At 45.9% G+C, this 13831-nt stretch carries 9 protein-coding genes and 1 rRNA gene; 9 read left to right on the plus strand and 1 reads right to left on the minus strand.

The features are described from left to right. The first annotated feature begins 453 nt into the window (after positions 1-453). The 6 genes from dnaA to gyrB all read left to right on the plus strand — a co-directional run bounded on the left by dnaA (position 454) and on the right by gyrB (position 6844). Positions 454-1800 (plus strand): chromosomal replication initiator protein DnaA, encoded by a 1347-nt coding sequence (gene dnaA / locus J2T16_RS16695; RefSeq protein ID WP_336121482.1) that lies wholly within the window; start codon positions 454-456, stop codon positions 1798-1800. 233 nt (positions 1801-2033) lie between these two features. Then, positions 2034-3176 carry a DNA polymerase III subunit beta gene (gene dnaN / locus J2T16_RS16700; RefSeq protein ID WP_090923607.1) on the plus strand — a complete coding sequence of 381 codons (1143 nt, stop codon included), beginning with the start codon at positions 2034-2036 and terminating at the stop codon, positions 3174-3176. Positions 3177-3194: 18 nt separating this feature from the next. Then, entirely contained in the window at positions 3195-3410 is a 216-nt protein-coding gene (gene yaaA / locus J2T16_RS16705; protein WP_090923608.1) for a S4 domain-containing protein YaaA, read from the plus strand. Positions 3411-3468: 58 nt separating this feature from the next. Next, a complete protein-coding gene (gene recF, locus J2T16_RS16710; RefSeq protein ID WP_221787674.1) occupies positions 3469-4581 on the plus strand; it encodes a DNA replication/repair protein RecF in 1113 nt (370 codons plus the stop codon). A gap of 13 nt (positions 4582-4594) precedes the next feature. Beyond that, complete coding sequence (gene remB, locus J2T16_RS16715) at positions 4595-4843, plus strand: extracellular matrix regulator RemB (RefSeq protein ID WP_090923610.1); 249 nt, start codon at positions 4595-4597, stop codon at positions 4841-4843. 90 nt (positions 4844-4933) lie between these two features. Beyond that, on the plus strand, positions 4934-6844 hold the full coding sequence (gene gyrB, locus J2T16_RS16720) for a DNA topoisomerase (ATP-hydrolyzing) subunit B (protein WP_154889614.1): 1911 nt from the start codon (positions 4934-4936) through the stop codon (positions 6842-6844). Positions 6845-6906: 62 nt separating this feature from the next. Here gyrB and J2T16_RS16725 read toward each other — a convergent pair whose 3' ends face one another. Beyond that, entirely contained in the window at positions 6907-7860 is a 954-nt protein-coding gene (locus J2T16_RS16725; protein WP_221787676.1) for a YheC/YheD family protein, read from the minus strand. 425 nt (positions 7861-8285) lie between these two features. On the opposite strand from J2T16_RS16725, the gene gyrA reads away from it, so the two are divergent. From gyrA to J2T16_RS16740, 3 genes are all read left to right on the plus strand, one after another. Beyond that, on the plus strand, positions 8286-10844 hold the full coding sequence (gene gyrA, locus J2T16_RS16730; RefSeq protein ID WP_154960409.1) for a DNA gyrase subunit A: 2559 nt from the start codon (positions 8286-8288) through the stop codon (positions 10842-10844). Positions 10845-11070: 226 nt separating this feature from the next. Then, on the plus strand, positions 11071-12186 hold the full coding sequence (locus tag J2T16_RS16735) for an HD domain-containing phosphohydrolase (RefSeq protein WP_154960408.1): 1116 nt from the start codon (positions 11071-11073) through the stop codon (positions 12184-12186). 499 nt (positions 12187-12685) lie between these two features. Further along, a 16S ribosomal RNA gene (locus tag J2T16_RS16740) occupies positions 12686-13831 on the plus strand; the annotation flags it as partial.

A 13831-nucleotide genomic window follows, 5' to 3' on the forward strand; every position in this document is an offset into this window, starting at 1 on the left:
TTCAATTCACTTTCAGTTTATCCACAGTGAAGTTATTCACATCGCAAGTCGACTTTTGCACATCATTTATCATCTTTCGACGGATATCCTGTGTATAAAAGTTTTTTGTACTTTAGGTCATGCTGTCGAAAATTAAACAATTTATAAACAATATATTGTGTTGTGACTAAAAATTATACACAAGTTATTGAATTTGTGGATAAAATCTCGCCATACGTTGAAATGCGGGGCTTCTTTTGCTATGATTGTATTACTTTTGGATGTGAATATGTGATCTGACCCATAATATTATCAACAGCCTGTGGATAAAGTTGTGAACAATTTTCCGTTGTTCCTTCTTTTTTTGTTTTTGACCTGTGGGAGTTTGGGGATAAATTCGGCAATATATCTCGTATTTCGACACTGCATCATGGCTTAAGCCACACTTGGAACATGTAAAAGGAGTGACAGTCTGTGGACAGCCATACTTCTGATTTATGGCAGCAAATCTTATCAATCATACAAAATAAACTCAGCAAACCCAGCTTCGACACCTGGTTCAAAGCAACCAAGGCCACCAAGCTGAACGATCGGACGATCGTCATCTCCGCCCCAACTACGTTTGCCGTCGAATGGCTGGAGAGCCGTTACACCAAACTGGTTGGTTCGACGGTCTATGAACTGCTTGGCAAACAGGTCGATGTGAAATTTGTCATCGAGGAGAACAAACCTGTAGAACCAGATCCGCAGTTGCCGGCGCCGACGCCGACAGTCGTTCAGGAAGAAGCCGTGCTCAGCATGCTGAATCCTAAATATACGTTCGACACCTTTGTCATTGGACCGGGGAACCGTTTTGCCCATGCCGCATCGCTGGCGGTCGCTGAAGCGCCTGCCAAAGCCTACAATCCTCTTTTTCTATATGGAGGCGTAGGACTGGGCAAAACCCACCTGATGCATGCCATCGGACATTATATTTTGGAGCATAATCCGAGTAGCAAGGTGGTTTATTTGTCATCTGAGAAATTCACGAATGAGTTCATCAACTCCATCCGTGATAATCGCGGGGAAAGCTTTCGGAACAAGTACCGGAGTGTAGATATTCTGCTTATTGATGATATTCAGTTCCTGGCCGGGAAAGAATCAACACAAGAGGAATTTTTCCATACGTTTAATGCGCTGCATGAGGAACGGAAGCAGATCATTATCTCCAGCGATAGACCACCGAAGGAAATTCCAACCCTGGAGGAGCGGCTACGCTCCCGGTTTGAGTGGGGGTTAATTACGGATATTCAGCCTCCGGATCTGGAGACGCGGATTGCGATTTTGCGTAAAAAAGCGCGTGCGGAGAATCTGGATATTCCAAATGAAGCGATGATGTACATCGCGAACCAGATCGACACCAACATCCGGGAGCTCGAAGGAGCACTCATTCGTGTCGTTGCTTACTCTTCACTGACCAATCAGGACGTTAGTTCTCATCTGGCCGCTGAAGCACTGAAGGATATTATTCCTTCCAGCCGTCCCAAAATGATCACGATTCAAGACATCCAACAAAAGGTCGGCGAATACTACAGCCTCAAGCTTGAAGATTTCAAAGCACGGAAACGGACAAAAGCTGTTGCTTTTCCTAGACAGATCGCTATGTATCTCTCTCGTGAACTGACAGACTTTTCTCTGCCCAAAATCGGGGAGGCTTTTGGAGGACGAGATCATACCACGGTCATTCATGCCCATGAAAAAATCTCTCAAGCGATCAAGAACGATCAAGATCTCTATAAAGTTATCAACAACTTAACCGAAAAAATTAAGAATCCAACCTGAACAAGTCCCAAGCCTATGCACAACGTGTACACATGTGGATAGGCTTAATTTTATGGGTTTAATCCTACTTATCCACATATTCAGTGCCCCTATTACTATTATTACTATAAAGATCTAAAGATATCTTCTCCAAAAAGCCGTTGCAAAGCACGGCCTTCGGCCTTTCGATAAACACCTTTTTAAGACCAAAACAAAACCAAAAAACATCTAACAAATCCGCTAGGAGTGAAACCATGAAAATCAGCATAATGAAAAGTTATCTTAACGAATCCATTCAACAAGTATCCAAAGCGATCTCAAGTCGTACGACGATCCCCATTCTGAGCGGTATCAAATTCGACGTGAATCACCAAGGTGTAACGTTGACAGCAAGTGACACAGATATCTCCATTCAGTCATTTATCCCACTTGAAGAGGGAGACAAAAGTGTGGTGCAAGTAGAACAACCGGGTAGCGTTGTTCTGCCAGCCAAATTTTTCGTAGAGATCATCAAAAAGTTGCCTTCGCAGGAAGTGCATATGGAAGTCAAAGAAAACTTCAACACTTTTATTTCGGCAGGTGCAACGGAGATTCAACTGGTAGGTCTGGACCCGGAAGAGTTCCCGGTACTGCCAAGCATTGAAGAGAACCAAACGGTCTCCATTCCTGGAGATTTGCTGAAAAATATGATTAAACAGACCGTGTTCTCCATTTCCACCCATGAAACGACACCTATTCTGACAGGTGTACTCTGGAGTCTTGGTGATAACGAGTTGAAATTTGTGGCAACGGACCGTCACCGTCTTGCTACACGTGCGGCAATGCTGGATAATGCAGAGGGTATCCGTTTCAACAACGTCGTCATTTCCGGTAAAACACTAAACGAGCTGAGTAAAATCGTTCCCGACCAGAACACGCTTGTGGATATCGTTGTCGCAGATAATCAGGTGTTGTTTAAAATTGACCGTGTACTTTTCTACTCCCGTATTTTGGACGGAACATATCCGGATACTTCTAGAATTATTCCAACGTCATACAAAACAGAACTTGTTTTGGACACAAAAAAATTAAGTGAATCGATTGACCGGGCTTATTTGCTGTCGCGTGAGGAAAAAACAAACATTGTGCGCATGCAGACGATGGACTCCGGCACGATTGAAATATCCTCCAGCTCCTCTGAGCTTGGTAAAGTAAGAGAAGAGATTGAGCCGGCTGAATTTTCGGGTGAACCGCTCAAGATCTCGTTTAACTCCAAATACATGCTGGATGTGCTGAAAGTGGTGGAGAGTGAGCAACTGATGATTGCCTTTACGGGTGTCATGAGTCCCATTATCTTGAAACCGCTCGACGACAGTCAGAGCCTATACGTCATCCTGCCTTACCGGACGACCAATTAACGAAAGGAAGATAACACGATGAAGCAAGTATCGATTCGAACGGAATATATTAAGCTTGACCAATTTTTGAAACTAGCAGACTGCATCCCTACTGGAGGTATGGCAAAAGCCCTCCTCCAAGAAGGGCTTGTTCGTGTGAATAAAGAGGCTGAGGAACGCCGTGGACGGAAGTTATACCCTGGGGATATCGTAGAGGTAGACGGAGAAGGCACGTTCGAAGTGGTTGCGGAGTAAAAGACCAAGGTGCAATCCTGCTGCCTCCTGACGGACGGGATAAAAGGGAGGTTAACGCGTGTTTGTAAACAGCATAGAGTTGCAGCAATTCCGCAATTATGAGCATCTGAAGCTGGAATCATTTGGACCCGTCAATCTGTTGATTGGACAAAATGCCCAAGGCAAGACCAATCTGGCCGAGGCTATTTTTGTGCTGGCACTCACCAAGAGCCACCGCACCTCCCGAGATAAGGAACTGATCCGTTTTGGGGAAGAGCGGTCAAGGCTCACCGCCGAGGTCGACAAAAAATACGGAGCAGTTAAGCTGGAGCTGTCCTTATCACAGCAAGGGAAAAAGGCAAAGATTAACGGTCTGGAGCAACGTAAATTAAGCGATTTTGTCGGCTCTCTCAATGTGGTGATGTTTGCCCCCGAGGATCTGGAGATTGTCAAAGGCACACCGGGGGTTCGCCGCCGGTTCCTTGACATGGAGATCGGGCAGGTGGCTCCAGGTTATCTCTATCATCTGCAGCAGTATCAGAAAGTGCTGATGCAACGGAATAATCTACTCAAGCAACTGTGGGGAAAAGGGGATTCAGCTCAAGCGATGCTGGAGATCTGGAACGAACAGCTTGCAGAGCACGGTGTTAAAATCGTCAAAAAAAGGAAACAATTCATAAAGAAACTTCAAAAGTGGGCAGAAACGATCCATCAGGGGATTACTGGAGGTGGAGAAGTTCTGCGTCTGGCCTACCTTCCCTCCTTCAGCGAAGCCGCTGAGGAAGATGAAGCTGTCTTAATGGAGCAATTTATGATAAAATTATCACAAATGAAAGAGCAGGAGATTCGCCGGGGCACAACGCTGAGTGGGCCACATCGGGATGACCTGTCCTTTTTCATTAACGAACGGGAAGTACAAACGTATGGCTCTCAGGGGCAGCAACGCACAACAGCGTTGTCTCTTAAGCTTGCGGAGATTGAACTGATTCATGAAGAGATCGGGGAATATCCGGTTCTGTTGCTGGATGACGTATTATCCGAACTTGATCCTTTTCGTCAGACCCAGCTGATCGAAACATTCCAAAGCAAGGTACAGACTTTTATTACCGCTACGGGAATCGAGAGCCTGAACGTTGACAAGCTTAAAGACGCTAGTATCTATCACGTTCATGCCGGACAGGTGGAACGCTAAGGGGTGAGGGCTTATGTACATTCATCTGGGCGGTGAAAAAATCATCCGTTCTTCTGAGTTGGTTGCTATTTTTGATATATCGATCGAGAAATCCTCAAAAATATCCAAGCAGTATGTTACACATGCCGAACAGGAAAAAACGGTCGAACATATCGGCGAAGAGGAAGCAAAGTCTATCGTGGTGACGAAAAACATTGTGTATTACTCACCGATTTCCTCCGCAACGCTCAAGAAGCGTGCGCACCATTTTCCTGATTTATAGCGGATATTCAAGAGAGAATTTCTTTGTCTGCTAATATTCTTAAGTTAACGCATATTCAAGATATTGAATCTATAGAAGTAGGTGAAAGGCATGTCTATGAATCAACCGTCATATGATGCGAATGAAATTCAGGTCCTTGAAGGACTGGAAGCCGTACGTAAACGTCCGGGGATGTACATCGGTTCCACCAGTGCCAAAGGTTTGCATCATCTGGTCTGGGAAGTAGTGGACAACAGTATCGATGAAGCGCTGGCGGGTTACTGTGATCATATCGAGATCAACATCCATGAAGACAACAGTGTAACCGTTGTGGATAATGGACGGGGTATTCCAGTTGGCGAACATGCCAAAATGAAACGTCCAGCTCTGGAAGTCGTTATGACTGTTCTTCATGCAGGGGGTAAATTCGGTGGAGGCGGGTACAAGGTATCCGGTGGTTTGCACGGTGTAGGTGTATCCGTTGTTAACGCACTTTCTGAAAAAGTAGTCGTCACTGTAAAACGGGATGGTCATATCCATCAACAGGAATACCGCCGCGGTGCTCCGCAATATGATCTCAAAGTGATCGGCACAACCGACGAGACGGGAACAACTGTGACGTTCCATCCCGATCCGGAGATTTTTACAGAAACTTTGGTATATGATTACGAAACATTGCTTACACGTGTCCGTGAGCTGGCGTTCCTGAACAAAGGAATCGGTCTGACTCTGACAGATGAGCGTACAGGTGTAACTAACTCCTTCATGTACGAAGGCGGGATCATTGAGTATGTATCCTTCTTGAATCAAAAGCGTGAAGTGTTGCATGAGAATCCGATCTATGTTGAAGGTTCACGGGATAACATTCAGGTGGAGGTTGCACTGCAATACAATGACAATTACACCGAGAATATTTATTCTTTTGCGAATAACATCAACACCCATGAGGGCGGAACGCACGAGTCAGGCTTTAAGAGTGCACTCACCCGGATTATTAATGACTATGCCCGTAAGGCTGGTGTAATCAAGGATAGTACCGGCAATCTGTCTGGTGACGATGTGCGTGAAGGTCTGACGGCCATTATTTCGGTCAAAATTCCGGAACCGCAATTCGAAGGACAAACAAAAACAAAGCTCGGAAACAGTGAAGTACGTGGTATTGTGGAGTCTTTGTTTGCAGAGAAGCTGCAGGAGTTCTTGGAAGAGAATCCTTCCGTATCCCGTCGTATTTTGGAAAAAGGATTGCAGGCTGCGCGTGCCCGTGAAGCGGCTCGTAAAGCTCGTGAACTGACACGCCGTAAAGGCGCGCTTGAAGTCAGCTCCCTGCCGGGTAAGCTGGCGGACTGTTCATCCAAAGATGCGTCCATCAGTGAATTGTACATCGTCGAGGGTGACTCTGCCGGCGGTTCAGCCAAACAGGGTCGTGACCGTCACTTCCAGGCTATTTTGCCGCTTCGTGGTAAGATCCTGAACGTGGAAAAGGCACGTCTTGACCGTATCCTGGGTAATGCCGAGATTCGTGCGATCATCACTGCGATGGGAACAGGGATCGGCGACGATTTTGACATCTCCAAAGCACGTTATCACAAAATCATTCTGATGACCGATGCCGATGTCGATGGTGCCCATATCCGTACACTGTTGCTGACATTCTTGTATCGGTATATGCGCAAAATCATTGAGGCGGGTTATGTATATATTGCACAGCCACCACTGTTCAAGATTGAGCGTAACAAAGTCATTCGTTATGCAGGCTCCGAGAAAGAGCGTGACGAGATTATTGCTTCATTGGGTGAGAACGTCAAGTTCAACATCCAGCGGTACAAAGGTCTTGGCGAGATGAATGCGGGACAATTGTGGGAAACCACGATGGACCCGGAGAGCCGGACAATGTTGCAAGTATCGATCAGCGATGCGATGCTCGCGGATGCCATGTTTGACACCTTGATGGGGGATAACGTCGAACCTCGTCGTGACTTCATCCAGGAGAATGCAAAATACGTGAAAAACCTCGATATTTAACGAGTTGCGAAGAGGCGCCTGTGAGGGCGCCTTTTTTTATATTATGAGTGATATGCGCTTATTTACCTGGCAGTCCGTCGTTTGATTGCGGAAGCCTGGGCTTTGGAAGCCTTAGAGGTTGTTTTTTTCGCTTTGCCTTTTTTGGAGGGTAAGCGTCCGTAAGCAATGGCATAACGTTTGATTTTGCGGTAAGCCTCTTTATCGGGAAGCAGACCAAATGCATAGATGCCGGGCAGTGTGTTGACCTCCAGAATCCAGGGACGCCCATGATCATCCAAAGCGATATCAATTCCAATTTCTTTGAGTCTGGGAAAAGAGCTTTGCAATTGGACAGCAGTATGGATACCGAGGCGGTGCAATTCATGCTTAAGCTTTTGATATCCTTCCCTTTTGAGTTGCGGGAGTACAAGTTCTTCAAAGGTGGCCAGACGGCCGCCTCCGTGGATATTGGTAATGATTTTTCCTGGCGCAGCAACCCGTCCGAGAATACCTGTCGTTTCCCAGCTGTGCTGTGGATTCTTCTGGGTTAATACGCGCAGGTCAAAAGGTAATCCCTCATGTGTCATTAGTGGAATACCCTGTTGAATGATATAGTCACGTTTCTGAATACGTTCGTTCAATGCGTTCTCAAGTTCTGTGAGCGAATGAAAGACTCGCTCTTCAGTTCCATGTTGCAGATGATAGGTCGTAAGATTGGACATGGTCGGAGGAGTAGGCTCTGATTCTACTGATTCGGGTGAGGTGGATTCGTCAGATACTTCATCGTTTATGGATTCGGCAGTTGAGTCTGCAGAACGAGGGACTGTGATTGTGGTGTGAACTGTCCTTACCCTCATCACCCCATTACCGTAAGTTCCCCTGTCGGGCTTAATAAAATTGGCTGGGAATAACTCGGTCATTCGTTCTAGTGTTTGCGAGCTATATTTTCGGGTCACCGGTATATATTCATTGACATGACGACTGCGTTGCAAAATTGCTGTTTTAGTCCATTTGCTGGAGACACGCTGGATGCTCATGTGCATCAGTCCTTTCTTGTTTTGATCCGTTGTGCTGAGGGACATTATGCAGAAAATCAAAGGACAAGAGATGATTTCAGTGGTATAATAGAGGAATATGGCGTTTTGTGCTGTCAGCCGATAAAATTGCAGTTTGATGGCCACGTGGGAACGGATCTAGCCTTGATTGGACAGTACATATGCCGCTTTTCTAGCATTGTATGTGCAATTGCAGAGGAAGGCAGGGCGAACCCCCAGACACGCTCAAGTTCCTGGAAGAAAGGCTATTGCCCAGCGGACGTTTAATTGTGTAACTTTTGTGAAAGTAATATAATAAAGAGTAGCGTTCTTGCGCGGTTTTAGCCTTGTTAGGCTTTTCACATATATTAATTTTCTGGAAATGATTGATTTGGAACGTTTGTTGAAGGACAAGAAGGAGGTCCAGCATGGCGGAAGAAATGAACTCGCAGATTAAAGATCGGGATATTGGCGTCGAGATGCGTGAATCGTTTATGGATTATGCGATGAGCATCATAGTGAGCCGTGCCCTGCCAGATGTGCGTGATGGATTGAAGCCGGTTCACCGGCGCATTCTGTATGCAATGTCGGAGCTTGGCATGACACCTGATAAACCACATAAAAAATCAGCCAGAATCGTCGGCGAAGTTATCGGTAAGTATCACCCGCACGGTGACTCTGCCGTTTACGAGACGATGGTACGGATGGCACAGGACTTCTCCCTGCGTTACATGCATGTCGATGGACACGGTAACTTCGGATCAGTCGATGGTGATATGGCTGCAGCGATGCGTTATACCGAGGCACGTTTGTCCAAGATTGCGATGGAAATGCTCAGAGATATCAACAAGGACACCATTGACTTCCAACCAAACTATGATGGCGAAGAAAATGAACCTATTGTTCTCCCTGCTCGTTTTCCTAACTTGCTTGTCAATGGAGTTGGCGGGATCGCCGTAGGTATGGCTACCAACATTCCTCCTCATAATCTGGGAGAGGTTATTGACGGCGTACAGGCCATGATTAAAAATCCAGACATTACGTCCATGGAACTGATGGATTATATCCAAGGTCCAGACTTCCCTACATCTGGTTATATTCTGGGACGTTCAGGTATTCGTCAGGCTTACCAGACTGGACGCGGATCGGTAACGATGCGTGCCAGAACCAATATCGAAGAGAACAATAACAAAGCTCGTATCGTCGTTACAGAGCTTCCGTACCAGGTGAACAAAGCAAGACTCGTAGAGAAAATTGCTGAACTGGTACGTGACAAAAAGATCGATGGCATAACCGATCTGCGTGATGAATCTGACCGTAATGGTATGCGGGTTGTGATTGAGCTTCGCAGGGACGTCAATCCTGGTGTTGTGCTGAACAATTTGTACAAGCACACTTCGATGCAGTCCACATTCGGTATTAACATGCTTGCGATCGTCAATAAAGAACCAAAGATTCTGAATCTGCGTGAAGTGTTATATCACTATTTGCAGCACCAGATTGAGGTTATTCGTCGCCGTACACAATTCGAATTGAGAAAAGCCGAAGCTCGTGCTCACATTCTGGAAGGTTTGCGTATTGCATTGGATCACATCGACGAGATCATTACGTTGATTCGTTCATCAAGCAATACAGATGCCGCTAGAGAAGGTTTGATTGAGCGTTTCTCACTCAGCCATGACCAGGCGCAAGCTATTCTGGATATGCGTTTGCAACGTCTGACAGGTTTGGAACGTGAACGGATCGAGAACGAGTACAACGAATTGATGGTCAAAATCCGCGAGTATCGCGAAATTTTGGCTAATGAACATCTTGTACTTGAGATTATCAGTACAGAGCTTCAGGAAATTCGTGAGCGTTTTGGTGACGATCGCCGTACCGAGATCACGGTTGGAGAAGAAAGTATTCTGGATGAGGATCTGATTCCACGTGAAGAAGTAATCATCACGATTACCCACACAGGTTACGTTAAACGTCTGCCTGTATCTACCTACCGTAGCCAAAAACGCGGAGGACGCGGTGTTGTAGGGATGGATACAAAGGATACCGACTTTGTCGAGCATCTTTTTGTTACCAACTCTCACAATTACCTGATGTTCTTCACGGATAAAGGTAAAGTATATCGCCTGAAAGCTTATGAGATTCCAGAGCTTGGACGTACAGCGCGTGGGACACCAATTATCAACCTGATTCAGATTGAGCAAGGGGAGTCTGTCAATGCGGTTATTCCAGTACAGGAATTCGAGAGCGATAAGTATCTATTCTTTGCAACACGTCAGGGTGTAGTGAAGAAAACGCCGCTTGAAGATTACACGAACATTCGCAAAGGCGGACTTATCGGGATCTCCTTGCGTGATGATGACAGCCTGATTGATGTGAAGCTGACGGATGGGCAACAAGAGATTATCATGGGTACAGCTCATGGAATGTCTATTCGTTTCTCGGAGGGTAATGTACGTTCTATGGGACGTAGTGCTACCGGGGTTAAGGGTATCACGCTTGACGATCAAGATGCGGTTATCGGTATGGACGTCGTAGATGCTGATCTGGATGTTTTGATTGTCACAGCCAAAGGGTACGGTAAACGGACCCCAGTTAGTGATTACCGGATGCAAACTCGTGGTGGTAAAGGAATCAAGACGATCAATGTTACCGAGAAGAACGGTGCTGTTGTCAGCCTCAAAATGGTTAAAACAGAAGAGGATCTGATGATTATCACATCCAGTGGTACACTAATTCGGATGAGCATGGATGGCATCTCAACCATGGGTCGCTATACTCAGGGTGTGAAGCTAATCCATATTCGTGAGGAAGACGCTGTAGCTACCGTAAGCCGAATTGATAAAAATGAAGAAGAACCAGATGAAGAAAACGATGAAGCAACAGAATCTGGGGCGTCCTCTGATACAGAGTTAAATCTGGAAGAAGGCATGGCGTCTGAAGCAGAAGCTGATGTTCAAGATGATGATTCAGGTTCGGAAGAATAACATAGGTATCTTGTTTTATTGAATCGTTAAGAAACTTGAAACAGGATACGAAGGGCTCCCTTTATGGGGGCCTTTTTGATATGTACAGAAGAAATAATGGAAGCTTAAAAATCTAGGATGTACAGCCTGTTTTCTGAGTAATATAATGGGAAATAACATGAGAAACCGGGACTATGGTCTTGTATTGTCATCATCTTAAGAAGAACGATGAGTGAGGGGAATCGGTATGGGATTAATTACCCTGTCAGAAGTCAAACCAGGACTAAAATTGGGAAGTGATGTGCAGACGTCACGTGGCAATGTGTTGCTTCAAAAGGGTAAAATTATTTTACCTAAAGATATGGAAGTCCTCAGGGCGTTTTTGATTCATCAGGTGGACATCGAACAAGAGAGGACAGGAACTAGCAGTGGAGGTTCAAAAGGAGTAACTGGACCCAGCGGAGCATTAGGAACAGCCGTCGCAGAGAAGAATGGGGAACGGACAAGTACAATAGTTTCAGCCCCAGTTATTACACTTCAGGATGAATACGAGAAAATGGTTACGTTGACTAAAAACGCGTTTCTCTCCTCATTAGCTGCTGAATTGCCCGTTTATGAGTTACGGACACAGCTAGAGGCTTTGTTCATACATCTCAAACAATATAATGTGCTTACCTTCAGTCCACGCAATATGAAAGAGCATGATTATGTATATCACCATGCTGTGCTAAGCGCGATCACATCCTATCAACTGGCTCAGTGGATCGATCTCCCCTCCAAGGACTGGATGCAGGTTGCCTTTGCTGGATTGTTCCATGATATCGGTAATAACAAGGTTGATCCGCAGATTCTCCATAAACCTTCTTCTCTGACAGCGGAGGAGCAAGAGGAGATCAGGCAACACACCAAGTATGGTTATCAGATTCTTAAACAGGCTAAGGCCATCAATGAAGGTGCAAGACTTGCAGCACTGCAGCATCACGAAAAAGTGGATGGATCGGGTTATCCCTTGCAACTTACCGGGACACAGATTCATATCTATGCCAAAATCGTAGCTATCGCAGATATTTTCCATGCAATGACCCTAGAGAAGATTTATCGTAAGGCTCAATCTCCATATCTGGTTCTAGAACAAATTCAAAGTGAGGCGTTTGGTAAACTGGAACCTTCTGTTGTGAATATGTTTGTGCAACGCTCCACCCAGATTCATAACGGAATACGAGTGAAACTGAGTAATAACCAGATTGGGGAAATTATTTTCTCAGATCGAGATCATCCTACTCGGCCAATGGTATCTGTAGAAGGATCGATTATTAATTTGATGCAACAAAGACAGTTATATATTCAAGAAGTATTAGGTTAGAAGCATAGTTGGATTTGTAATGTGAAGACCTTCTCATAACGAGAGGGTCTTTTTTTAATATGGTAGTTAAAAGATTAACGTTTATGAGTATATTCGTTATCAAATGAGTCCAACTATAGTTTAGTGTTAAGTAATAAAAGAAATTAGAAAAAACACTTGCATTAAAATTCTCTACATGGTATATTCTAATTCCGGCCAAGAAAACACAGTTAAGACGGTGCGGCAAGCCAATAAAAACAAGCTTCGAAAGAAACTTAAAAAAAGTGCTTGCAAAGTTGGTTCGGAAATGATATGATATAAAAGTTACTGAAGCGAATGAGTGACGGTGACTGAATGTGTTTGATCTTTGAAAACTGAACAACGAGTGAGTAAACATTCTGCTTGCAGAATGACGTGAAGGTTTTTGGTACATGCCATATGGCTGTATGAAAACTGGAACACAAATGAGATTTTTAATCTCGTCAGATTCAAAATGAGCTTATCGCTCTTTTCAATAACTTTATTGGAGAGTTTGATCCTGGCTCAGGACGAACGCTGGCGGCATGCCTAATACATGCAAGTCGAGCGGACTTGAAGAGAAGCTTGCTTCTCTGATGGTTAGCGGCGGACGGGTGAGTAACACGTAGGCAACCTGCCCTCAAGCTTGGGACAACTACCGGAAACGGTAGCTAATACCGAATACTTGTTTTCTTCGCCTGAAGAGAACTGGAAAGACGGAGCAATCTGTCACTTGGGGATGGGCCTGCGGCGCATTAGCTAGTTGGTGAGGTAACGGCTCACCAAGGCGACGATGCGTAGCCGACCTGAGAGGGTGATCGGCCACACTGGGACTGAGACACGGCCCAGACTCCTACGGGAGGCAGCAGTAGGGAATCTTCCGCAATGGGCGAAAGCCTGACGGAGCAATGCCGCGTGAGTGATGAAGGTTTTCGGATCGTAAAGCTCTGTTGCCAGGGAAGAACGCTTGGGAGAGTAACTGCTCTCAAGGTGACGGTACCTGAGAAGAAAGCCCCGGCTAACTACGTGCCAGCAGCCGCGGTAATACGTAGGGGGCAAGCGTTGTCCGGAATTATTGGGCGTAAAGCGCGCGCAGGCGGTCATGTAAGTCTGGTGTTTAATCCCGGGGCTCAACCCCGGATCGCACTGGAAACTGCGTGACTTGAGTGCAGAAGAGGAGAGTGGAATTCCACGTGTAGCGGTGAAATGCGTAGAGATGTGGAGGAACACCAGTGGCGAAGGCGACTCTCTGGGCTGTAACTGACGCTGAGGCGCGAAAGCGTGGGGAGCAAACAGGATTAGATACCCTGGTAGTCCACGCCGTAAACGATGAGTGCTAGGTGTTAGGGGTTTCGATACCCTTGGTGCCGAAGTTAACACATTAAGCACTCCGCCTGGGGAGTACGGTCGCAAGACTGAAACTCAAAGGAATTGACGGGGACCCGCACAAGCAGTGGAGTATGTGGTTTAATTCGAAGCAACGCGAAGAACCTTACCAGGTCTTGACATCCAACTAACGAGGCAGAGATGCGTTAGGTGCCCTTCGGGGAAAGTTGAGACAGGTGGTGCATGGTTGTCGTCAGCTCGTGTCGTGAGATGTTGGGTTAAGTCCCGCAACGAGCGCAACCCTTATATTTAGTTGCCAGCA

Origin of the sequence: Paenibacillus intestini (genome assembly GCF_030803945.1) — a bacterium.
In the GTDB taxonomy this organism is placed as follows: Bacteria; Bacillota; Bacilli; order Paenibacillales; family Paenibacillaceae; genus Paenibacillus; species Paenibacillus polysaccharolyticus.